Raw genomic sequence first — 22,822 nt, 5'->3', positions numbered from 1 at the left:
ACGGCGCCGAAGCGCTTCTGGATGTGTCGAAGGGAAATCAGGGCGCGGCGGCCTGGAAGGTGGCGAGGTCCGCCGGGACGGAAGGCACCTGGAGCTGTCCGGAGACGACGCGCTGGCGCAGCGCCTCCACCTTCTGGAGCGCCTCCGCCTTGCCCGGGAAGTCCACCCGGACCTCGGCCATGGCCACGCCGTTCTCCTTGAGGCCCAGCACCTGCTCGGTGGCGGTGAACTTGCCGTCCACCAGGTCCTTCGCGGCCTGGTAGACGACCAGGTCCGTGTGCTTCAGCATGGAGGTCAGGATGGCCTCCGGCGCCACGTGCGACTGGTCCGAATCCACGCCGATGGCGTACACGCTCTTGCCGGCCGCGCGCGCCTCCTTCACCGCCTGGATGACGCCGATGCCGTCCGAGCCCGCCGCGTGGAAGATGACGTCCGCGCCCTTGGCGATGAGGTCCTGCGCCACCTGCTTACCCGCGGCCATGTCGTTGAAGCTGCCGGTGTAGACGGACATCAGGGCCTGGGCCGCCTCGGGCTTCGTCGTCTTCACGCCGGCGCGATAGCCGACCTCGAAGCGCTGGATGAGGGGCACCTCGATGCCGCCCACGAAGCCCACCTTGTTCGTCTTCGTCACCAGCCCCGCCAGCGCGCCGACGAGGAAGCTGCCCTCGTGCTCCTTGAAGAGGACGGTGCGCACGTTGGGCAGCCGCAGCGTCTTTCCCTGGGCATCCAGCACCTGGCTGTCGATGAGCAGGAAGCGGGCCTGGGGGTTCTCCTGGGCCGAGCTGCGCACGGCGTTGGCCAGCAGGTAGCCGTTGCCGATGGTGAGCTGGGAGCCCCGGTCCACGAGCAGTTGGAGGTTGGGGACGTAGTCCTCCTGGGCCTTGCTCTGGAGGACGACGGGCTGGATGGGCAGGGGCTGGAGGGTGGACGCGATGGAGGCCAGGTGGCCGGGCAGGGACTTGCGCACGTCGTCGGGCGTGGCGTCCACGTACTTGCCGCCCTCGTAGCGCTTGCCGGCGGCCCACAGCTCCAGGCCGCGCAGGGCGGCGTCGTTGAACGAGTGATCACCCCGGCCGCCCACGTCGATGACGAGGCCCACGGGAAGCGGCTTCTTCGCCTCCTGCTGAGCGGAGGCGGGGGCCGAAGCGCCGGAGGGGGGCGTCTCTTCCTTCTGCTTGGAACAGGCGCAGAGGAGCGCCGTGAGGGCGAGGACCTGAAGGCGAAGCGTCATGGCTGGCTATCTACCAGATGCGGAGGCGCCTTTCGCGGAAGTGCATGGGGGCCCGGGTTCCTGGTATGGGCAGTCCCCGTGCAACCCTACGAGCTCATCAAGTCGAAGCGGGATGGGGGCCGGCTGGAGCCGGCTGACATCCGCGCGTTCATCCAGGCATATACGGCGGGAACGGTAGCGGACTATCAGATGGCGGCCATGTGCATGGCCGTCTTCTTCCGGGGGCTGGACTCCCGAGAGCTGGGCGCCTGGGCGCGCGCCATGCTGGAGTCGGGCGAGGTGTTGGACCTGTCCGACACCCCGGCCGTGAAGGTGGACAAGCATTCGACGGGCGGAGTGGGCGACAAGGTGTCGCTCAGCCTGGCGCCCCTGGCGGCGGCGTGCGGGGTGCCGGTGCCCATGATTTCGGGCCGGGGCCTGGGCCACACGGGCGGGACGCTGGACAAGCTGGAGTCCATCCCCGGCTTCAACGTGAATCTGTCGACGTCCGAGTACCGCCGGTTGGTGCGCGAGGTGGGCTGCTGCCTGATTGGCCAGACGGCGCAGGTGGCGCCCGCGGACAAGAAGCTCTACGCGCTGCGTGATGTGACGGCGACGGTGGACTGCATCCCGCTGATTGCGTCCTCCATCATGAGCAAGAAGCTGGCGGAGGGCATCGACGCGCTGGTGCTGGACGTCAAGGTCGGCAGCGGCGCGTTCATGAAGCGCGACGAGGATGCCCGCACGCTGGCCCGGACGATGATTGGCCTGGGCGCGGAGATGGGGCGCAAGGTCGTCGCGCTGCTGACGGACATGGACCAGCCGCTCGGGCGCAAGGTGGGCAACGCCCTGGAAGTGATGGAGGCGGTGGACATGCTCCGTGGCGAGGCCCCGGACGACTACACCGAAATCACCTACGCGCTGACGGCGGAGATGCTGGTGCTCGGCAAGAAGGCCGCCACCGTGGAGGAGGCGCGCGAGAAGCTGCGCAAGTCCGTGGCGGATGGCAGCGCGCTGCGCAAGCTGAAGGAAATCGTCCTGTCGCAGGGCGGAGACCCGCGCTCCATCGACGACTACTCGCTCCTGCCCCAGGCGCGCTCCACGGTGGACGTGGTGGCGCCCCGTGGAGGGTATGTGACGGGCATCGACACGGAGGGCGTGGGCCTCGCGGGCGTGGCGCTCGGCGCGGGCCGTCAGCGGGTGGACAGCAAGATAGACCCCGCCGTGGGCTTCACCCTTTTGAAGAAGACGGGCGAGGCCGTGGTGAAGGGCGAGCCCGTGGTCCGCGTGCACTACAACGACGAAGCTCCGGTGGAGGGCGTGAAGGCCCGTCTGCTGGCGGCCTACCACTTCGGCGACGCCGCCCCCGCCCCCCGTCCGCTGGTGCGCGAGCGGGTGGAGTAGGGCGGCTCGGACCTCGAGCCCGCGCGGCTCGGGGTCCGGTGCCTGGCCCCTCGTGACGGTGATGGCCCGTGCGCCTACGCGCCGTGGCCGCCGTCGACGTTGAGCACGGTGCCCGTGATGTACGTGGCACCCGGGCCCGCGAGGAACACGATGCTGTCGGCGATCTCCTCGGGACGGCCGAAGCGGCCCAGGGCGATGGCCGCGTTGATGGCGGGCTTCATCGGCTCAAGGCCGGAGGACATGTCCGTGGCCGTGAAGCCCGGCTGCACCACGTTGACGGTGATGCCCTTGGGGCCTAGGTCTCTCGCCACGCCCTTGGTGTAGCCGACCACCGCCGCCTTCGTCGCCGTGTAGTCCGCCATGCCGGCCATGCCCACGCGCCCGGTGATGCTGGAGCCCACGGTGATGATGCGCCCGCCCTGGCCCATCACCTTGACCGCCTCGCGGATGGCCGCGATGACCCCGTGGACGTTGATGTTCTGCTGTCGCTCGAACGCCACCGCATCGCTTTCCGGGCTGTCGACCGCTCCTGGCGTGGCCACTCCCGCGTTGTTCACGAGGATGTCCAGCCGACCGAAGCGCTGGGTGACTGTCTGGACCAGCTTCGCTGCCTCCGCCGGTACGCCCTGGTCGGACTGGAAGGCCGCCGCCCGGACGCCTTGGGACTCCAGCTCCCGCACGAGCGCTTGGGCCTTCTCCGCCGAGGCGACGTAGCTGATGGCCACATCCGCCCCTTCTTGCGCGAGCGCCCGCGCCGTCGCCGCGCCAATCCCCCGAGAACCCCCCGTCACCAGCGCCACCTTGCCTGCGAGCTTCTTGGCCATGTTCGTCATTCCTTCCAGGTTGTGTACTTGTCGGTACTGAATTGGACACACCCAGGCGCGCTCCGCGCGGTCCCGCCCGAGCCCAGACGCGGGATGTGTACCGATTGGTATAGATGTAGAGTCCTGGCCCGGAGCCGTCAAGGGGATTAGTATCGAACGGTATGAAACCGAAGACGGCAGCCGCCCAGGTGGGGCGTCCCCGGGGTTTCGACGTGGATGAGGCGTTGGACCGTGCGCTGCGCCTGTTCTGGCGGCAGGGGTACGAGGGCACCTCGCTGTCGGACCTGACGGAGCATCTGGCCATCAACCGGCCCAGCCTGTACGCGGCGTTCGGCAACAAGGAGTCGCTGTTCCGCAAGGCGTTGGACCGCTACGTCGAGCGCCATCTGGTCCTCTATCGGGACGCGTTCGCCAGGCCCACGGCCCGCGCCGCCGTCGAGCACCTGCTGCTCGGGCTGGCGGACGCGCAGACGCTGCCCCGGGAGCCCAAGGGCTGCATCACCGTGCAGGGCGCGCTGGTGAGCGGCGCGGATGCCGCCCCCATCCAGGGGGAGCTGGCGGCGAGGCGCGCGGCGGGAGAGCAGGCCCTTCGCGAGCGAATCGAGCAGGGGCAGCGCGAGGGGGACGTTCCGGCGCACGTCGACTGCGCGGACCTGGCGCGCTACTTCACCACCGTCTCGCAGGGCATGGCCGTCCAGGCCGCCACGGGAGCCAGTCGCGAGGACCTGCGGCGCGTGGCCCGGACCTCCCTGCTCGCGTGGCCGCCCGCCTGAGGAAGTTCGCCGTCCCCTCCGGTGGTCGAGGAGGCTTCGCTCGGTCCTTCACGTCGGCCCCGGAACGCGGCATCTTTCTGGCCCCAACGGCGGCAGGGACGCATGAACACGGGCGAAGCGCTGTATCTCCATCCAGGAGTGAAGGTCCGGCCCTGCGAGTGGGGCTTCGGCGTCTTCACCGATGAGTTCATCAAGGCGGGCGAACTCATCGAGGAGTGTCGCTACCTCAAGATGCTGCAGAAGCACACGCGGCATCCGCCGCTCGACGACTACGTCTTCCAGATTCGCTGGGGCGAGCGCGAGCAGCAGCCCGCGGGGGACTGGGTCGCGCTCGTGCTGGGCTACGGCATGCTCTACAACCACGCGAAGGAGCCCACCGCCGCGTACTACCGCGCGGTGGACCGCGACATCTTCACCTTCTACGCCCTGAGGGACATCCACCCCGGCGAGCAGATCTTCATCAGCTATGGCGAGGAGTGGTGGGACACCCGGAACGAGGATGTCCCCCCTTGAGCCCTCGGGGTGCGTTCCGGGGGGCGTGAGCGGGCCCTGGGGGGCCGCCGGGTTCGACGCAGGGCGCAAAGAGGGGGCACTCCTGGTACAGGACATTCCTGGGGGAACCCACGCGGGGGATGAAATTCGGCGCCTCCCTGGCGGGTGGGCAAGCGTATGATGGGTGGCGGATGGTGCTTCATGGACACGTGACGCAGGCGGCCGTGGCCGTTCGCCGGGGGACCTGGAAGGGGGAGCCGAGGGTGGGCTTCGACCTCCCAGAGGACGCCCCGCTGGCCGGGCCCGGTGAGCCGCGCGCGTGGCCCCGGGGGCGGGCCACCTCCAAGGGGCTTCCGGCGGTGGTACGGGCATGAGCGGCAGGACTGGAACGGCGATGGCCGAGAGGAACAACTCGATGAGCGACAAGGCCGAGGACCGGCGCGACTCCCCCCGGATTCCCATGCGCCTGAAGGTGCGCCGGGCGGGCAGCTCGGCGGACTTCGAGGCACGGGATGGGGACCTGTCCCTGGGCGGCTGCGCCTGGAATGGCCCCGGACTGGAGGCGGGCGCGCAGGTGGAGGTGCGCTTCACGCTGCCCATCCTTCCCGACGAAGTGGAGGCGAAGGGCGAAGTGCTCCACGTGACGGATGGCCCGCAGGGCCCCGCCGCGCACGTGCGCTTCGTGGACCTGCCGGTGGAGGCGGAGCTGGCCATCGCCCGCCACCTGGACGACATGCGGCTCGCGGGCGAACCTCGCTGAGGCCCACCCCGTCACCTAGGAAGGCGGCGACATGGCGGATGAGATTCCCTGGGAGCGGCTGTTCGAAGAGGCCACCCGGGTGCGCGAGCGGGCGCACGTGCCGTACTCCCGCTTCCCGGTAGGGGCCGCCGTCCTGTACGCGGACGGCTCCGTGATGTCCGGCTGCAACGTGGAGAACGCCACCTACGGGCTGACGGTCTGCGCCGAGCGCAATGCGTTCGCCGCGGGCGTGGCGCAGGGCCGCTCCCAGCCGGTGGCGGTGGCGGTCGTCGCGAACACGGCCACACCCGTCCCGCCGTGCGGCATGTGCCGGCAGGTGATGGCCGAGTTCGGCACGCCGCAAATGCAGGTGCGCAGCCGCACCCCTCGAGGGGACGAGATGCGCTACTCCCTGGGCGAGCTGCTGCCGCACGCCTTCACCAAGGACTTCCTCTAAGAGAGCCTGAGCACCCGTGGATCTGCTTCTGACCGGCGGCACCGTGGTGACGATGAACCGCGAGCGAGAGGTGCTCGTGGGCGCTGATGTGCTCGTCCAGGACGGGCGCATCGCGAAGGTGGGACGGGGCCTGAAGGCCCGTGGAACGCGGCGCGTGGTGGACGTGGCGGGGAAGGTGGTGCTGCCGGGCCTCATCCATGGCCATCTGCACGCCTGCCAGACGCTGTTCCGGGGCCGCGCGGATGGGATGGAGCTGCTCGACTGGCTTCGCGAGCGCATCTGGCCCTTCGAGGCGTCCCACGACGCGGCCTCCATGCGCGCGTCGGCGGACCTGACCTTCGCGGAGTTGATCCGCTCGGGCTCCACGGCCGCGCTCGACATGGGCAGCGTGCATCACTACGACGCGGTCTTCGAGTCCGCGCGGGACTCCGGCTTCCGGCTGGTGGGTGGCAAGGCGATGATGGACGCGGGCGCCAACGTACCCGACGGCCTGCGCGAATCCACCGCGGAGTCGCTGGCCCACAGCCTGGCGTTGCTGGAGCGCTGGCACGGCACGCACGAGGGGCGGCTGCGCTACGCCTTCGCGCCCCGCTTCGTGTTGTCCTGCACGCCGGAGCTGATGCGCGAGGTGGCGAAGCTGTCGCGCGAGCACAACGTGCGCATCCACACCCACGCCAGCGAGAACGCGAAGGAGACGGACGCGGTGCGCCAGTACTCGGGCGGCCGGGACAACGTCGACTTCTTCCACACGCTGGGGCTGACGGGGCGGCACGTGACGCTGGCCCACTGCGTGTGGCTGTCCGCGGAGGAGCAGGAACTCATCCGCGAGACGCACACCGTGGTGTGCCACTGCCCCGGCTCCAACCTCAAGCTCGCCTCGGGCATCGCCAAGGTACCGGAGCTGCTGGAGGCCGGCGTGACGGTGGCGCTGGGCTCGGATGGCGCGCCCTGCAACAACACGCTCGACATCTTCCACGAGATGCGGCTCGCGGCGGTGCTGCACAACCCGCGCGTGGGGCCTCGCGCGATGACGCCCCTGCGCGTCCTGGAGATGGCCACGCTGAACGGCGCCCGGGCGCTGGGGCTGGAGGACGAGGTGGGCTCGCTCGAGCAGGGCAAGCGCGCGGACATCACCGTCGTGGACGTGAGCGGTCTGCACTGCGGTCCCTCGGCCGAGGACATCCTGGCTCCGCTGGTGCACTCCGCGCGCGGCAGCGACGTGACGCACGTCTTCATCGACGGCAAGCCGGTGTTGAAGGACGGCGTGCTGACCACGCTGGACGCGTCGTCGGTGATGGCCAGCGCGAAGTCCAACGTCGAGCGCATCCTCCGCCGTCGGCAGCGCGCCCGGGGTTCAGGCGGTCGGTAGCCGCAGCACGAAGGACGTGGGCCAGTCCGGGGTGTCCTCCACGGAGAGCGTTCCTCCGTGGGCCTCCGCGGCCAGTCGGGAGAAGTACAGCCCCAGGCCGTAGCCCCGGCGGTTGTCTCGCTCCTGGTCGCCCTGCACGTACTTGTCGAAGAGGCGCGCGCGCAGCTCGCCCGGAATCGGCGGGCCGTCGTTGCGCACCGCCAGCCATGCGCCCTGGGCGTCGGTGCCGCCCTCCAGCCGTACGCGGCCGCCCGTGGGCGCGTAGCGCAGGGCATTGGTGGCCAGGTTCTCCACCACGCGGACGAGCAGCTCCGGGTCTCCGTGCAGTGCCAGCGTTCGGGGCGCGACGACGTCCAGGGTGAGCTTGCGGGCGCGGGCGACGTTCTCCAGCGAGCGGCGTACGTCCTCCAGCAATCGGCCCATGTCGAGCGGCACCTTGCGGGGCTCCAGCCGGCCCTGCTCCAGCCGGGGCACGTCCATCATGTCGGTGATCATCCGGTCCAGGCGCGCGGTGACGGCCAGGCCCGTGCGCGCGGACTCGTGGAGGTGGCCCTGGGGGAGCTCCTGCTCCATCCAGGCCAGCGTCATGGTCAGCGCCGACAGGGGCGAGCGAAGGTCATGGACGAGGAACTGCGTCAGCAGCTCCTTGTCGTGCTGGAGCGCCCGGAGCTCGTCGTTCTTCGCGTGCTCCTCGTCGAGCATCCTGGCGATGATGCGCCGGGCCTCCTCGACCTCCTGGAACCGGCGGGCCTCCAGGGCGCTGTCCACTTCCGCGCGGGTGAGGGCCACCGCGAGCACGCGCACCCTCCCGGTGCCGTAGTGCTTCACCGCCGCGACCATCATCAGGGTGACGACGGCGATGACCACCGCGCCCCAGCCGACGCCCGCCTCACGCATCAGCGCCGCCTGGGCCACCGACGACAGCGCGGCCGTGCCGTAGACGACGGTGGGGCGCAGGGCGAGCCCGCTGAGTGTCACGACGAGGGCGAAGAGGCCCAGGCTGAAGCCCGCCACCCCGGCTGGAAAGGGCGAGATGGGGAGGGCCAGGTGCTGCAGGCCATAGACGAGGGCGACGTCCACGGGGGACTGGACGATGCCCAGCCAGCTGGCCTCGGGGCGGTTGCGCACGACGAAGAGCACCGTCGCCACGCCCACATAGGGCACCAGCAGGAGCGGGTAGGGGCTCCAGTCCTCGCCGCCGGTCAGCCACAGCGTGGTGGTGAGAATCAGGAAGAGCGTCGCGCCGACGAGCCGCACCGCCGCGCCCGTGCCCAGCACGCTTCGTCGCTGGGCGTCCACGGCGCGCGCCAGCGAGTCATCGAAGGAGGAGTGGGTCCAACCCAACGCACTGTCCACTGGGGCAGGGTTTTCCCCGCTTCCCGGCGCCGGGGCAAGTCCCCCACTTGGGGGAGGCCGCCAGGGGACGGCTCGCGGGCCCTCACTGGCGGCGTGCGAGCAGGGAGGCGCGATGGGACTTGTGGGTGGTGGGCAATCGCCTTAGGTGAGTTCGCGTAGCACTGATCAGAGGGGTGGATGCGGCTGCTTGCTCCCCCCTGAGTTCGTGTAAGGTGGCTGGAAGTAGGTCTGGACGGAGGTAGACCGGCGATATGTGGGACAGACTCAAGAGGGCGTTGCGCAGCTTCGCGGGCTTCTTCGTCTCCTCCATCGAGGATCCGGAGCTCATCCTCGAGCAGAACATCCGTGACCTGAACGACCAGGTCCCGAAGATGAATGAGTCCATCGCCATGGTCCGGGCGAATGTGACGCTGCTGGAGAAGGAGAACACCAAGTACAAGGACGACGTGCGCGGGCTGACGGCCAAGGTGAAGGCCGCCATCCAGGCCGGTCGCGACGACCTGGCGGCGCAGTACGCGACGAAGCTCCAGGTGGAAAAGGAAGCGCTGGCGCGCAACGAGGCGCAGCTGGAGACGGCGCGGCTGGCGTACGAGAAGGCGCTGAACGTCAAGAAGGCGTTCATGCGGGAGAAGGACAAGAAGACGGCGGAGGCCATGACGGCCATTCGCGACGCGCGACGCGCCAAGTGGCAGGCCAAGGTGGCCGACACGATGGAGTCCTTCACCGTCGCCGGCATCGACTCGACGCACGACGAGATGCTGCGCAAGGTGGAGGAGCGGACCGCCGTGAACGAGGCGCGCATGCAGATGGCGCTCGAGTCGGTGGACCACCAGTCCGCGCAGATTGAGGAAGAGGCCGAGAAGATCCAGGCCAACGAGCTGGTGAAGCAGTTCAAGATGGAGATGGGGCTGATGGAGAGCCCCGCCCCGGTGTCTGACGTGAGTGGACAGACGGGGAAGACCATCGGCAAGAAGGTCGGGGTCGAGTAGGCCCCGGCGGTCGGCATCATGATGAAGGGAAGAGACCTGGGAACTGACGGATGAAGCTCCACCGTGGGCCAGGTCTCTTTCTCTTCCTGTTCCTGTGCGCGTTGGGCGCGGGCTGGGTGCTCGCATCCCGCATGGGATATCTGGACACCCTCCAGGCGCGCTTCTTTCCCTCCGTGCGCGAGGCGATCCGCCTGTCTCCCGGAGACTTTCCCGCGGGCGTGTCGGCGCCGGTGGCGGACGTGGCGTCCGTGCCGCTGCGGCCGGTGCTCATCGGTTTCACGCCGCGCGGCTCGGCGGCGGGGCTGCTCGTGGCGGCCGGTGGGGCGACGACGCTGGACAACCCCGCGCCCCCTCCGAACGCGGCGCAGGGCTTCCTGAAGACGGCCTATGCGCTGGACGCGCGGGCGGTGCTCTTCGGCCGAGAGGAGGAGCTGCGGCAGGCCCTGGCCATTGGCGCGGAGAATGGCGGCGTGGACATGGCCATGCTGTCGGTGGACCGGCTGGCGTCGTGGGCCCCGGGCCTGCGGGACGCGGCGCCGAGGACGATATTGCTGGCGGGACGAAGCCGCGGGCAGGAGGCGCTCGCGGCGGTGGGTGTGACGGACCTGGCGAGCCTGCGAGGCAAACGCGTGGGCGTCTATCCGTTCAGCTCCACGCACTACTTCGCGCTGTGGGTGCTGGCGCGGGCGGGGCTGCGGACGACGGACGTGCGCTGGGTGGACCTGCCCTCCACGCTGGATGCCGGGCGAGCGCTGCGCGAGGGCCGCGCGGACGCGGTGGTGGGGCTGTGGGGCGACGTGGAGCTGGCGGCGAAGGACCGGGGCGGCGCGGTGCTCGCGACGACGGCGGATGCGCCGCACCTGGTGGCGACGGTGCTGGTGGCGCGGGGGGATTTCGCGGCGCGCTATCCGGACGCGGTGAGGCGGGTGCTGCGCGGGATGCTGGACGCGGGGCAGAGCGTGCTGAAGGACCCGACGGCGGGGGCTCGGATGCTGGGTGAGGTGGCGCCGTACCTGGGTGACCCGATTGAGGCCATCCGCAGCGCGCCGCCCGCGACACTGGCGGACAATCGAGCGTTCTTCGGCCTTTCCGGCGAGGCGCCGGTCACCTATGACGAGCTGTACCAGAGCGCCGCCGCGCTCTTCCAGAAGCTCAAGCAGGGACCCCAGGTGCCACTCGCGGAGGATACGAGGGACCTGGGAGCGTTGAAGTACGTGTCGGAGGCGCGCGGTCCCTGAGGCAAGTCGACCGGGCGCCGGGAAGGGGAGGTCGGACGTGGCGAAGAAGTCGCCGAACTACATCAAGGCCGCATTCATGCTGCCGGCCAACCTGGTGGGGTTGGGCACGGCGGCCGCTTCGGCGGCGCTGACGGGCGAGCCGTTGCCCGCCTTGCTGGCGCTCGGGCTGGAGGGGCTGTACCTGGGCCTCTTCTCGTCCATGCCGCGCTTCCAGCGGGCCATCCGCTCGCGGGAGCCCACGGACCCGGAGGCCGCGCGCAAGGCGGTGGACTCGCTGCTGGCGGACCTGGCGCCGTCGCAGCGCGAGCACTACCAGCAGCTCGTTGGCCTCAAGGAAAAGATTCTCGCCAACTACCGCAAGCTGCCGGGCGGCAAGGTGCTGGAGTCCGACAGCGAGCCGCGCCTGGACGCACTGCTGACGTCGTTCCTGCGGCTCATCTCCACGCTGAACCAGTACCGCTCGTACCTCAACAGCTCCGACCGGGGACACCTGGAGAAGGACGTGCGGGAGCTGGAAGAGGACGTGGCGCGCGAGACGAATCCCCGGCTGAAGGACGTGAAGCAGAACCGGGTGGATATTCTTCGCAAGCGGCTGGCGCGCTTCGAACAGGCGAGCGAGAGCCGGGAAGTGGTCAGCCACCAGCTCGCGGGCATCGAAGACATGATGCGGCTGACGCACGAGCAGTCGATCGCCATCCGGGACCCGGAGGTCGTCAACCGGCAGCTCACCATGCTGAGCGCGGAGGCCGAGGCCACCGACGAGTCCGTGCGGCAGATGGAGCAGTTCCTGGAGTTCACCGAGGAGACTCGCGGCCCGCTGCCGCATGGCTCGCGGGTGCGCTGACGCGTCGTCGCGGAGCTTCGCCTGGGTTGCGCATCAGGGGGGCTTCTCGTCCCTTCCTCTGTCTCGCGGAGGAAGGGGCTTCTTCCAGAACGCAATGACTCCACGGGGGCCCTCCGTCATGAGGATGCCGACGGTCACTGCCCCCATGAGAAGTCCCTGGCAGGCGTTGATGCCCAGCCCTCCGCCGACGAAGAGGCCCACGAGGCTGACGGCGGGATGGATACGCCACCCGAAGATGGCTCCGACGACGGCGCCCGCGAGGGCACTCAGAACCGCCAGCATCTCGATGAGCGTCATGGGACTCCTCGGCGAATGGGCATCGCTCGTGTTTCAATCGCCGTGCCCTCGCGCCCCGTGACGGGTCACGTTGGAGTGGCCCTCGGGACTCCGTCAGATTGGCAATCTGGCGGCATGGCTTGCTGTCGCATTGACGTCGCGGGTTGCTGGTGGGGCCTCCCCTCCGAAGCCTCTGTGGCGGGCATCGAGTCTCGTGGAAGTTGCCTGCCCATCATCCGGGTCCCTTGGCAGGGAGGCGGACGTACGCCGCGCACAGGAATACATTGACTCTCCGCCCCAGCCGTCCTGTCCTGCCGTCATGTTCCGCCGAGCCTGGCTTCCGACCCTCCTCCTCGTGCTCGCCATCGCGGGCTGCTCACGCTGTGGCAAGGACGAGGGGCCCGTCGCCCCGACGGCCTCCGGCCCCGCGCGCTACCTGCCTCGCGATGCGCAAGCCTCCGTCGTCATCCACGACCTGGGAGCGCTCGGAGAGAAGCTGGCGCGCTTCCAGAACCTGAAGGTCGCCTCCTTCGCCGCCCAGCTCCAGAGCTTCTCCTCGGCGGAGGGCTATGTGAATGCGGTGATGCGGCAGGTGGGCGTCGACCTGCGCAGCCGTCAGGCCCTGGAGGCCGCGGGCCTCGCTCCCGAGCTGGGCGCTGGCGCGGCCATCCTCGGTGACGGTCGCGCCATCTCCGTCGTGGGTGTCAGGGACGCGGAGAAGCTCGAGGCGACGTTCGCCGGCTTCGCGCGCACCCGACTTGGAGCCTCCGAGAAGAAGGAGGAGAGCGGCGTGGGCGGCAAGCTCGTCACCTTCAACCGCCCGGGCCACCCCGCCGCGGCGCTGGGCCTGCTCTTCATCAGCGGCGGGAAGTTCGCGCTCCTGGGCGCGGGGCCCTCCGTCGCATCGCTGCGCCCCCTGGCCAGCCAGGCCGAGGAAAGGTCGCTCGCGAAGGAGCCCGTGCTGGCCGCTTCGCTCCAGCGCCTGCCGTCGAAGCGAGACTTCCACGTGTTCATCCCCGGCGGCGCGGGCCTGCTGCTCCCCGCGGGCACCGTGCAGGGGCTCACGCTCACCGGGCTCGTCGACGACCGTGCCGTCACCGTCCACGCGGACGCGCCGTGGCCGGACACGAAGGAGTCGCTGGCCGCGCTGGACCCGGTGAAGGACGCGGCGGACCTGCGCGGCTTCCTGCCTCCGGACAGCTTCTTCGTGGCACGCTTCCGGGGCGACCCGTCCCAGCTCGACGGCGTGTGGCCCTACCTCGTGGGCGACTACCTGACTCGCGCGGTGCAGAAGAGCGGGCTCGATGTGAAGGCGGAGGTGCTCGACAACTTCAAGCCGGGCACGGTGCTGGGCCTGTCGCTGTCGCCCAAGGTGCAGCTGGGCTCCGGCATGCCCGCGCTCGATTTGCGCCGCACCAACCCCTTCCGCTTCGTCAACCTGGTGGCCCTGTCGGAGCTGGAGGACGCCACGCGGACGCAGGCCCTCCTGGAGAAGCTGCCGCAGATCTCCAGCGACTTCGGCGCCAAGGTGGAGGCCTCCGACCTGAAGGGCCAGCGCGTGTACCTCACCTCGTATCGCGCGGGGGAGGGCGCCCACTTCGCGCTCGGGCCCAACGGCAAGTTGCTGGTCGCCTCGCCCCAGTCGCAGTTGGAGGCCTCGCTCACCGCCCTCGCGGCGAAGGCCGGCGAAGGGCCGCTGACCTCGGACCTGAAGGACGTGGGCCAGGACGCCGCGTTCAGCGCGGTGCTGGATTTGCGCCGGCTGGCGGACTCGGTGAAGAACCTCCCGTCTGAGGCGTGGGGCATTGGCGGCTTCGCCATCAAGGCCACCACCGTGCGCTGGCTGGAGGCCACCGATGACCTTCGCGCCGTGACGCTGTCCGTGTCTCGCAAGGAGCGCGCGCTCCAGGCGGAGATGTCCCTGCGCCTCACCCCCACCTCGCCGTCTTCCACCACGACCCAGCCGGCCACTCCGTGATTCACGCTCGAGACGTCACCAAGGAATATCTGGATGGAGATGGCACCCGGGTGCGGGTGCTCGACGGAATGACCCTGGACGTCGAAGCCGGGGACTTCGTCGCGGTGGTGGGCCCGTCCGGCAGCGGCAAATCCACGCTGCTGCACCTGTTGGGCGGCCTGGATGTCGACTACCGGGGCGAGGTGAAGGTGGGCGGAGTGACGCTCGGGGGCCTGAAGGACAAGGACCTGGCGCGCTTCCGCAACACGCACGTGGGCTTCGTCTTCCAGTCCTTCCACCTCATCCCCAACCTGTCGGCGCTGGAGAACGTACTGCTGCCCTCGTACTTCGGTCCGCGCACTCCCGACGCCGTCAAGCGCGCGGAAGCCCTGCTGGAGCGCGTGGGCCTGGGCGCGAAGAAGGACCGCGCCCCGGTGCGCCTGTCCGGGGGCGAGCGTCAGCGTGTGGCCATCGCCCGCGCCCTCTACGGCGGACCTCGGCTGCTCTTGTGTGACGAGCCCACAGGCAATCTGGATGCGACCACGGGCGACGGGGTCATTCAGCTCTTCCGTGAGCTGCACCGCGAGGGACTCACCGTGCTCGCCGTCACACACGAGGAACGGATGAGCGCGGCCGCGCGGCGGGTGTTGCGGCTCAAGGAGGGCAAGCTCGTGGAAGAGCCCGCACCGGAGCGCGCGGCCCTGGGAGGTGCTCCGTGAGACTGGACGCGCTGTCTCGACTGGTGCGACTGAGCCTCGCGCGCGAGCGCCGGGGGGCCTTCTTCTCCGCGTTCGGCGTGGCGATGGGCGTGGGCACGCTGGTGTTCTTCATCGGCCTGGGCCTGGGCGTGGGCCGCGTCATCCGCGAGAAGATCTTCCCCACCGACGCGCGACTGCTGGACGTGGTGCCCCCGGCGGTGTCGCTGGGCTCGCTGCTGGGGGGCGGCAAGCTGGACGCGGAGGCGGTGGAGCGCCTGCGCTCGCTGCCCGGCGTGGAGGCGGCGCATCGGAAGATGAGCGTGCGCGTGCCCGCGGTGACCCGCTACGACGGGGCCTTCTTCGGCACCAAGCTGCGCATGGGCATGGAGGTGCTGGCGGTGGGCGTGGAGCCGGCGCTCGTGAAGGGCGACGTGCAGATGGGCGAGTTCAAGGACCCGGGTGAAGGGCAGCCGATTCCGGCGCTCGTCTCCACGCGGCTCCTGGAGCTGTACAACAAGACGTTCGCCCCGGCGCGCAAGCTGCCGCAGCTCTCCGCGAGCATGCTTGTCGGCTTCGGCTTCCCGGTGGAGTTCAACCGCTCCTACGTGGCGGCGAACTCCGCGTCGGGACCCAGCCGCTCCGCGCAGACGCAGGTGGTGGGGGCGTCGGACCGGGCCATGTTCGCCGGCATCACCATTCCGCTGGAGACAGCGATGCGCATCAACCGCGAGGCGGGCGTGGACGCGGACACCTTCACGGGTGTCACGCTCGTCGCCACGGACCCGTCCAAGGTGCCCGCGCTGGTGGACGCGGTGAAGGCCATGGGCCTGGAGATCGACGACCAGGAGCGCCGCATGGCGGAGAACACGGGCGCGGCCGTCGCGCTCACGACCTCCGCGCTGGCGCTGCTGTCCATCCTCATCTGCATCCTGGCGGCGGTGAACATCGCCCACGCGCTGTCGGCCTCGGTGCGCGCGCGCGCCAAGGAGATTGGTGTGATGCAGGCGGTGGGGGCGTCGCGCTCGGACATCCGGGCCATCGTCCTGGCCGAGGCCGCCGTGGTGGGACTCGTGGGCGGGGCCATTGGCACCGCCGTGGCGCTGCTCACTTCCTTCGGCGTCAACCGCTTCGCCGCGGGCTACCTGCCCAACTTCCCGTACAAGCCCGACAGCTTCTTCTCCTTCCCCTGGCCGGTGGTGCTGGGTGGAGTGGTGCTGGGACTCCTGGCCGCGCTGGCCGGGGCCTACTTTCCCAGCCGCCGCGCCGCCGCCACCGACCCCGCACGGACACTCGCCGGATGAAGCTTCCCTCCCGAAAGACGCTGCTGGGCAATGTGCTCAGCCTGGCCGCCATCGCCTGGATCTACGGAGGGGACCTCGCGGACGCGCTGCGAGCTCGCACCGCGGATGTCTCGGCCCTCGTCGAGCTGCCCTCGCCCGTGCGCCCCGCGGTGGTGCTGGCGCTGGCCGCCCTGGCGACCGCCGTCGTTGTCCTGGGCGGACTTGCGCGGGGCAAGGTCGAGGACTTCAAGGGCTACCGGCTCCTGCCCATCCTCCTGGTCGGCGCGCTCTTCGCGGACCTGGTCCTGTCGGAGAGCCGCATCCCCATCGACTCCACGGACATGGCGTCCATGAGCCTGCAGCGCTTCCACAAGCTCGCCCAGGCGCTGTCCACCCAGGACGCGGTGGCCGAGGACCCTCGCGTGCTCCAGCCCCTGCTGGAAGAGCTCGGCCGCCCTCCCTACCTGGTGCGTGGGGAGCCGCTCGCGGCCTATGCCCTCCAGGTCCGAAAGGACTGCGAGGGCCCGGTGCGGGATGCCCCAGGGGTGCGGCCCGGAACGCTGCTGTACTGTGTCGCGCCGGAGCGCAAGGGGGCCTGGGTGACGATGGTGGGCCTGGCCGAGGAGAATCGCTTCGGCGCGCCGGAGCTGCTGTCCGCGGGCGGCAAGCTGCGCTTCCTGCTCGTCCAGCCCGCGATTTCCGACGAGGAACAGGCCGAACCAGGGGACGCGTTCCGGGAGGTTCCGGGGCCCGCGGCCGAGGACGGTACGGACGGCGGCACCTCCAGTCTTCAACCTTGAGAAAAATGGCGCTGCTACGCGCCTGTTGCCTGCTCGCCTGGAGAGCGCGTGAGGGTCGCCGCGAGGTTGACCCTACAGAGGGGCGATCGCTAGGCTCCCGTCGAACGGACCCTCCCCCACGTGACGACCTCTCAACCGAAGCGTCAGCCCATCCCATTCGGGAAGTACCTCCTACTGGACCGCGTCAACATCGGCGGCATGGCGGAGGTGTGGCGCGGCAAGCAGTTCGGCGCGAGCGGCTTCGAGCGGCTCGTGGCGATCAAACGCATCCTGCCGAACATCGCGGAGGACGAAGAGTTCATCTCGATGTTCATCGATGAGGCGAAGATCAGCGTTCAGCTGAGCCACGCCAACATCGCGCAGATCTACGAGCTGGGGCAGATCGCCAGCAGCTACTTCATCTCGATGGAGTACATCCCCGGCAAGGACATGCGGGCCATCTTCGACCGGTGCCGGAAGAAGGGTGAGCCCGCGCCCGTGCCGCTGGTGGCCTTCTGCCTGTCGAAGATGTGCGAGGGCCTGGACTACGCCCACCGCAAGAAGGACGGGATGGGGCGGGACATGAACATCGTCCACCGCGACATCTCGCCGCAGAACGTCCTCATCTCCTTCGAGGGCGAGGTCAAGGTCATCGACTTCGGCATCGCCAAGGCGGCGGGCAAGGCGACCAAGACGCAGGCGGGCATCCTCAAGGGCAAGTTCGGCTACATGAGCCCGGAGCAGATCCGCGGCCTGCCGTTGGACCGGCGCTCGGACGTGTTCGCCATCGGCGTGTGTCTCTACGAGATGCTCACCGGCGAGCGGCTCTTCGTGGGCGACAGCGACTTCAGCGTGCTGGAGAAGGTGCGCAAGGCGGAGGTGCCGCCGCCGTCCACGTACAACCGGCGCATCCCGGAGGTGCTGGAGAAGATCGTCATGCGCGCGCTCGCCAAGGACGTGGACGAGCGCTACCAGTACGCCAGCGAGCTGGGCGACGACCTGCAGCGCTTCCTCATCACCAGTGAGACCATCTTCGGCCGCAAGGACCTCATGCAGTACATGAAGTCCACCTTCGCGGAGGAAGTGGAGCGCGAGAAGCAGCGCCTGTCCGACTACGCCGACATCCGTCCTCCCGATGGCATGCTCGCCGCGCTCGAAGCGGCGACGGGCTTCAGCACGGGAGGCTCGGGCGGGATGATGGCGATGCCCGCGGCGGCTCCGCAGCCTCCGCCTCCGCAGGCGGTTCCCGTGGTGCAGCCGATGGCCGCGCCGCCTCGGGCCACCGCGACGATGGGGTCCGTGTCGCCCACCGGCGTGCGGCGCTCGCCCACGCTGGCCGCGCTGCCCCGGTTGACGGCGGCCACCGCCGCGCCCGCGCCGAAGGAGGACGAAATCCAGGCCACGCAGCTGGTGTCCAGCGACCACGTCTTCGACGACAGGCCGGAGCCGACCACGCAGCCTGGAGCGACGGTGGGCCGCACCGTCACTCCGCTGGAGACGCGCGCCCAGTCCCAGGGCGACGAGGACGAGGAGCCCACCACGGGCAAGACGTCGATCGTCCCACCCCAGGCCCCCCCGAGGATGTCCCAGCCGATGCCCGTGCTGACGCCCGCGGGCGCGCCGCCACGTCCCTCGGTGACGGTGCCCACGCTGATGCCCTCGGAAGTCGCCGCGTCGGCCCCCGGGCCGCGTGGCAGCCGTGGCGGGAATGATGGGCTGCCCCGCATCGTCCGGGACGGGCCCGCGCCGGACACCTCGCAGGGGATTTCGCGCTCGGCGCTCCCGCCGGAGGTCTCGCAGGGGCTCTCCCGCGCGGCGCTGGCGGAGGGGCTGCAGAACAACTCGCGTCCGCCTCCCATGCTCGGCGCGGGAACTCCGCCGAGGCCGCCTCCGCCGCGTCACGTCGAGCAGGACGAGGACGACGACCAGGAAGACCGGCCGACCGCCGCCGTGCCCGCGCTGGGCCGACGGAGCCTGGACAAACGGGTGCTCTATGGGGTGGGCGGCGCCGTGGCGCTGCTGGTGCTCCTCCTCGTGGGGTGGGTGGCGACGCGTCCGGGGGTCGGCTACGTCATGCTGGATCTCCAGCGCGTTCCGCCCGAGGTGCGAGGTCGGATGCAGGTGACGCTGGACACCCAGCCCATCCCCGTGGAGAGCGGTGGCACCACGCTCTTGCGCGAGGTGACGGCGGGGCAGGTCATGGTGACGGTGAGCGCGGAGGGCTACAAGACCTTCACGCGGACCCTCCAGGTCAACAGCGGCAAGGGCGTGGAGCCGGTGGAAGTCGCACTGGAGAGCCTGGTGCGCACCGCGTCGCTGGTGCTCGTCACTCAGCCCTCGGATGCCCAGGTGAAGGTGGACGGCAAGGTCATCCGGGCGCAGGGCGCTTCGGACGCGTTCATCAAGGGCGTCCCCATCTCCGGCCAGGAGTGGGTGGTGGAAATCAGCGCGCCGCAGCACAAGCCCGCCTCCAAGCGCGTGCCGTTGACGGGTGACGGTCCGTTCGAGGTGTCGCTGAAGCTGGAGCCGGTGGTGTCCAAGGTGTCGGTGAAGATCGACTCCAAGCCGGCGGGCGCGGTCATCTTCGCGGGTGGCCAGGAGCTGGGGGAGACGCCAGCCACGGTGCTGGTGTCCCCGAACGTGCGTCAGCTCACCCTGAAGCTGAAGTGCCACAACGACGCGGAGGTGGACGTTCCCGCGCCGGAGGCCGGAGAATCCATCGCCACGGCGACGGTTTCCCTCAAGCGTCAGCCCCGCTGCCGTTAGATTTCATGAAATCGAGCCCCGCTTCCCTCGTGGGAAGCGGGTGCGTCAGCTCCTCGAACCGGGGAGCGACAGGAGGCGTGTGTCCGTGAGCAAGGTGCGCAAGGTTCACAAGGAAGATCCGCTGGCGGACCTCCCCCGTTGGGCGCAGCAGTTGGCCCGCAAGTACTACACGAAGACGGTCAGCACCTTCCTGCTCTACGGGGCGGTGAGGGACCTCCAGCCGCTCCAGTTGGAGGACGGCGGGCGGGGCTTCGGCACGCTGAAGACCTTCCTCTCCGAGGAGCTGTTCGGCGGGCGGGACCACGTCCTCTTCTACGACCGCTCGTCGGGCATCCGCTCGGCCACGCCGGAGACGCAGAAGGACCTGGCGCGGACGATGTCCGGCTACGACGCGATGTACGGCACGGACTACGCGAAGGTGACGCCGAGAGACCCAGGCCGCGCGCTCCAGATTCTGGAGAACTTCCTGCGGATGCGGCTGAGCGAGGGCCGCTCGCTGGCGCTCATCATCGACTTCGCGGAGACGCTGGTGCCGGGCGGGGAGATTTCCCACCTGTCGTCCGAGGACCGCTTCGTGCTGGCCACGTTGGACAAGTGGGCGCATGACCCGCAGTTCCTCGCGGGCGACGTGTCCGTGGTGCTGCTGGCGGAGAACCTGGCGGACATCTCTCCGCGCATCTCCCGCAACCCGTACGTGGCGCCGATTGAACTGCCGCTGCCCACCGAGGAGGAGCGGCTGGAGTACGTGCGCTACAAGCTGGAGGGCAAGCGGCTCCAGTCGCTGTCGGAGGTGCCGCTGGCGGGCCTCGCGAAGATGACGGCCGGCCTGTCGCGCATCAACCTGGACCGCGTGCTGACGGAGGCGCTGGAGCGGGAGATTCGCATCACCTCCGACCTGCTCAAGGAGAAGAAGAAGGAGATCATCCAGGCGGAGTGCCACGGCCTTCTGGAGTTCATCGAGCCGACGCACACGCTGGATGCGGTCGCCGGACATGCCAAGGCGAAGCAGATGCTGCGGCAGGCGGCCTCCGCGCTGAAGAAGGGGCGCATCGAGGTCATGCCCATGGGCTACCTGCTGTCGGGCCCGGTGGGCACCGGCAAGACGTTCATGGTGAGCTGCTTCGCCGGGGAGATTGGAATCCCGGTGGTGAAGTTCCTGAACTTCCGCAGCCAGTGGCAGGGTGTCACCGAGGCGAACCTCGAGAAGATCTTCAACCTCCTCAAGGCGCTGTGGCCGGTGGCGGTGATGATCGACGAGGCGGACACCTTCCTCGGCAACCGTGACTCGGGTGGAGATTCGGGGACGAGCAGCCGCGTGTTCGGCTCCATTGCCTCCTTCATGGGCAACACGCAGTACCGCGGCAAGATTGTCTGGTTCCTGATGACGGCGCGGCCGGACCTGCTGCCCATCGACCTCAAGCGTCAGGGGCGCGCGGAGGAGCACCTGGCGCTCTTCTATCCGCAGACGGACGCGGAGCGGGACGAGCTGTTCCAGGTCATGTCCAAGAAGACGGGCGTGTCGGTGGAGGGCATCGATTCCTTCTCCAAGATGATTCCGGAGGGGATTCGGGCCTTCAGCGGCGCGGACATCGAGGCCGTCATGGTGCGCTCGAAGTTCCGCGCGCTGGCGGAGGGCCGGGAGTCCGTGGCGAAGGAGGACCTGGCGGCGGTGCTGGCGGACTTCGTGCCCCCCAGCTACCCGCTGGAAATCGAGCTCCAGAACCTGGTCGCGGTGCAGGAATGCACCAGCCGGGAGCTGCTGCCGGAGGTCTACCGCTCGGTGGACCGTGATGCCATCACCCGTCGTGTGCGCGAGCTGAAGGCGCTGCTCGAAGCGGGGTAGCATCTCAGGAGACCGGCACCGGGGTTCCGCCCAGGTGCGGGTCGTCCACGTGCTCCACGATGGCCACGCGGTCTCCCGCGGAGAGCGCGTCGTGGAGCACGATGATGGCTTCGTTCGAGTGACGGATGCAGCCATGGGACACGTCCGCACCCAAGAGGGCGGGGGCGTTGGTTCCATGCAGCTCCTCGGCGGAGTGCCGGCCGTCGGCCCAGGACAGGTCGAGGATGCGTGTGCCGAAGACGTGCCGGTCGTTCCACAGGCGCGCGCCCGCTGCTTCGGCGGCGGCCTGGTCCAGTCGGGCCCGGACGACCTTGAGCCCCGCGCGCGTGGGCGTCGCGGACGTGCCCGAGGCATTCGGGAAGATGTCCAGCAGGCGGCCCTCCGCGTCGTAGAGGAACGTGCGGTGCTCGCGCAGCGCGACGACGACGCGCACGGGTTGGCCGTCGTAGAGGGCGGGAGGCGTCCCGCGCGACTGGCCGCGCATGCCGGGCTCGGGGGCCAGGGCATCGAGTGCGCGCAGCGTGGCGGCGTCCAGGACGCCCGTGGGTTTGACCGAGGGGAAGTCGCGACGCGCGTGGACCTGGAAGTTGCGCAGGGCGCGCACCGTCTGCGGACCGAACTGTCCGTCCGCTCCACCGTGGAGCGCGAAGCCCATCTTCAGCAGCGCTGTCTGTACCGCGCGCGGGCCGTCACCTCGCGAGCCCGAACCGAGGACCTGTTGTCCGGACGCAACGTCCGCGAGCTGGGGCAGTCCGGTGAAGTGGGCGTTGGCGAGGGGCGGGGATACCGAGAGCCAGGATGAGCTTCCCCATCCGTTCGTGTTGGTGGGCTGCACGGGAGTGGGAAGGGCCGCCTTGCCGCTGACGAGGGCGTCGCCGCGCAAGGGAATGGTGCGCTCCGGAGTCCCGAGTGAGGCCGAGTCTGTTGCGAGGATGCTCGAACCCAGCGGGGTGTTTACGAAGTCGTGGGCGGTGGCGATGGCTCGCTCTGGCGTCCCGAGTGAGGCCGAGTCTTTTGCCAGTGTGCTGCTCGAACCCAGCGGGATGTTTACGAAATCGTGGGCGAGCTTGCCGGCCCCTTCACCACGTTGTGCCGTCCGGACTTCGTGGGACGGGCGTCGCGAGACCTGGACGGAGAACGCCGCGCGTGGGGCGGTCTCCACGGAGTTGTCTCGGGCTCGCGTCGGGGGATGCGTGTGAGCCCATCCGGCATCCACATCCCTCGAGAGGGGGACGTCGTCGGCGTCGAGCGAGAAGGGCAGGGTGGGTGAGTCGTTCCGCGAAATGGGCGAGGTCATCCCCAGCCCCTGTGCAATTCACTCGCCCGACGACGGAAGGTCCGAAGCTGCCCTCGCTGGACGCCCATGGCGCGCTGAACCAAGGCGCGACGTGAGCCCCGTCAACCCGCAACCGCGCGCCCGACGAGGGGAGATCCGAATCTGCCCTCGCGGGACGCCCAGGGTGCGCTCAGCGAATCGTCGAGGTCATCCCTCGCCACGCGGCAACGATGCGTCCCACGGCGGGACGTC

General features: G+C 69.7%; 20 protein-coding genes. 15 read left to right on the top strand and 5 right to left on the bottom strand.

Annotated elements, in window-relative coordinates; all coding sequences use genetic code 11:
* Positions 1-37: 37 nt before the first annotated feature.
* Entirely contained in the window at positions 38-1,231 is a 1,194-nt protein-coding gene (locus HUA78_RS04325; protein WP_141647626.1) for a BMP family protein, read from the bottom strand.
* 78 nt (positions 1,232-1,309) lie between these two features.
* Between HUA78_RS04325 and HUA78_RS04320 the strand changes: the two genes are divergently transcribed.
* Positions 1,310-2,614, top strand: coding sequence for a thymidine phosphorylase (locus tag HUA78_RS04320; protein WP_174475715.1), 1,305 nt, complete (start codon positions 1,310-1,312; stop codon positions 2,612-2,614).
* A 74-nt stretch (positions 2,615-2,688) separates the two neighbouring features.
* On the opposite strand, the gene HUA78_RS04315 is transcribed toward HUA78_RS04320, so the two are convergent.
* On the bottom strand, positions 2,689-3,438 hold the full coding sequence (locus HUA78_RS04315) for an SDR family NAD(P)-dependent oxidoreductase (RefSeq protein ID WP_174475714.1): 750 nt from the start codon (positions 3,436-3,438) through the stop codon (positions 2,689-2,691).
* A gap of 161 nt (positions 3,439-3,599) precedes the next feature.
* Here HUA78_RS04315 and HUA78_RS04310 point away from each other — a divergent pair, with 161 nt between their 5' ends.
* The 5 genes from HUA78_RS04310 to HUA78_RS04290 all read left to right on the top strand — a co-directional run bounded on the left by HUA78_RS04310 (position 3,600) and on the right by HUA78_RS04290 (position 7,268).
* Positions 3,600-4,211, top strand: coding sequence for a TetR/AcrR family transcriptional regulator (locus tag HUA78_RS04310; protein ID WP_174453070.1), 612 nt, complete (start codon positions 3,600-3,602; stop codon positions 4,209-4,211).
* Positions 4,212-4,313: 102 nt separating this feature from the next.
* On the top strand, positions 4,314-4,724 hold the full coding sequence (locus HUA78_RS04305) for an SET domain-containing protein-lysine N-methyltransferase (RefSeq protein WP_141647622.1): 411 nt from the start codon (positions 4,314-4,316) through the stop codon (positions 4,722-4,724).
* Between the two features lie 373 nt (positions 4,725-5,097).
* Positions 5,098-5,463, top strand: a complete 366-nt coding sequence (locus HUA78_RS04300) for a PilZ domain-containing protein (RefSeq protein ID WP_141648176.1) — start codon at positions 5,098-5,100, stop codon at positions 5,461-5,463.
* A 31-nt stretch (positions 5,464-5,494) separates the two neighbouring features.
* Entirely contained in the window at positions 5,495-5,899 is a 405-nt protein-coding gene (locus HUA78_RS04295; protein ID WP_174453072.1) for a cytidine deaminase, read from the top strand.
* A 16-nt stretch (positions 5,900-5,915) separates the two neighbouring features.
* Complete coding sequence (locus HUA78_RS04290; protein WP_141648173.1) at positions 5,916-7,268, top strand: 5'-deoxyadenosine deaminase; 1,353 nt, start codon at positions 5,916-5,918, stop codon at positions 7,266-7,268.
* Here the strand turns inward: HUA78_RS04290 and HUA78_RS04285 are convergent.
* On the bottom strand, positions 7,254-8,612 hold the full coding sequence (locus HUA78_RS04285) for a sensor histidine kinase KdpD (RefSeq protein ID WP_254623540.1): 1,359 nt from the start codon (positions 8,610-8,612) through the stop codon (positions 7,254-7,256). The genes HUA78_RS04290 and HUA78_RS04285 overlap by 15 nt on opposite strands.
* 263 nt (positions 8,613-8,875) lie before the next feature.
* On the opposite strand from HUA78_RS04285, the gene HUA78_RS04280 reads away from it, so the two are divergent.
* From HUA78_RS04280 to HUA78_RS04270, 3 genes are all read left to right on the top strand, one after another.
* Positions 8,876-9,613, top strand: a complete 738-nt coding sequence (locus HUA78_RS04280) for a PspA/IM30 family protein (protein WP_141648171.1) — start codon at positions 8,876-8,878, stop codon at positions 9,611-9,613.
* A 50-nt stretch (positions 9,614-9,663) separates the two neighbouring features.
* The gene (locus HUA78_RS04275; protein ID WP_141648170.1) at positions 9,664-10,851 is read left to right on the top strand and encodes an ABC transporter substrate-binding protein; all 1,188 of its coding nucleotides are present in this window, start codon (positions 9,664-9,666) and stop codon (positions 10,849-10,851) included.
* Between the two features lie 76 nt (positions 10,852-10,927).
* Positions 10,928-11,695, top strand: coding sequence for a hypothetical protein (locus HUA78_RS04270; RefSeq protein ID WP_141648175.1), 768 nt, complete (start codon positions 10,928-10,930; stop codon positions 11,693-11,695).
* A 33-nt stretch (positions 11,696-11,728) separates the two neighbouring features.
* Here HUA78_RS04270 and HUA78_RS04265 read toward each other — a convergent pair whose 3' ends face one another.
* Positions 11,729-11,992, bottom strand: coding sequence for a hypothetical protein (locus tag HUA78_RS04265; RefSeq protein WP_174475712.1), 264 nt, complete (start codon positions 11,990-11,992; stop codon positions 11,729-11,731).
* Positions 11,993-12,290: 298 nt separating this feature from the next.
* On the opposite strand from HUA78_RS04265, the gene HUA78_RS04260 reads away from it, so the two are divergent.
* The 6 genes from HUA78_RS04260 to HUA78_RS04235 all read left to right on the top strand — a co-directional run bounded on the left by HUA78_RS04260 (position 12,291) and on the right by HUA78_RS04235 (position 21,294).
* A complete protein-coding gene (locus HUA78_RS04260; RefSeq protein ID WP_174475711.1) occupies positions 12,291-13,949 on the top strand; it encodes a hypothetical protein in 1,659 nt (552 codons plus the stop codon).
* A complete protein-coding gene (locus HUA78_RS04255; protein ID WP_174453077.1) occupies positions 13,946-14,647 on the top strand; it encodes an ABC transporter ATP-binding protein in 702 nt (233 codons plus the stop codon). Before HUA78_RS04260 ends, HUA78_RS04255 begins: the two co-directional genes overlap by 4 nt.
* On the top strand, positions 14,644-15,927 hold the full coding sequence (locus tag HUA78_RS04250; protein ID WP_141648166.1) for an ABC transporter permease: 1,284 nt from the start codon (positions 14,644-14,646) through the stop codon (positions 15,925-15,927). Before HUA78_RS04255 ends, HUA78_RS04250 begins: the two co-directional genes overlap by 4 nt.
* Positions 15,924-16,706 carry a hypothetical protein gene (locus HUA78_RS04245; RefSeq protein WP_174465952.1) on the top strand — a complete coding sequence of 261 codons (783 nt, stop codon included), beginning with the start codon at positions 15,924-15,926 and terminating at the stop codon, positions 16,704-16,706. The genes HUA78_RS04250 and HUA78_RS04245 overlap by 4 nt, the downstream gene beginning before the upstream one ends.
* A gap of 120 nt (positions 16,707-16,826) precedes the next feature.
* Positions 16,827-19,451, top strand: coding sequence for a serine/threonine-protein kinase (locus tag HUA78_RS04240; protein ID WP_174475710.1), 2,625 nt, complete (start codon positions 16,827-16,829; stop codon positions 19,449-19,451).
* 85 nt (positions 19,452-19,536) lie between these two features.
* Complete coding sequence (locus HUA78_RS04235; RefSeq protein WP_174453079.1) at positions 19,537-21,294, top strand: AAA family ATPase; 1,758 nt, start codon at positions 19,537-19,539, stop codon at positions 21,292-21,294.
* A 4-nt stretch (positions 21,295-21,298) separates the two neighbouring features.
* On the opposite strand, the gene HUA78_RS04230 is transcribed toward HUA78_RS04235, so the two are convergent.
* The gene (locus HUA78_RS04230) at positions 21,299-22,129 is read right to left on the bottom strand and encodes a L,D-transpeptidase family protein (RefSeq protein ID WP_174475851.1); all 831 of its coding nucleotides are present in this window, start codon (positions 22,127-22,129) and stop codon (positions 21,299-21,301) included.
* Positions 22,130-22,822: the final 693 nt, after the last annotated feature.

Origin of the sequence: Myxococcus sp. CA033 (assembly GCF_013336625.1) — a bacterium.
In the GTDB taxonomy this organism is placed as follows: domain Bacteria; phylum Myxococcota; class Myxococcia; order Myxococcales; family Myxococcaceae; genus Myxococcus; species Myxococcus llanfairpwllgwyngyllgogerychwyrndrobwllllantysiliogogogochensis.
The sequence above is the reverse complement of the archived record's forward strand: the minus strand, read 5'-3'. Positions and strand labels throughout refer to the sequence as shown.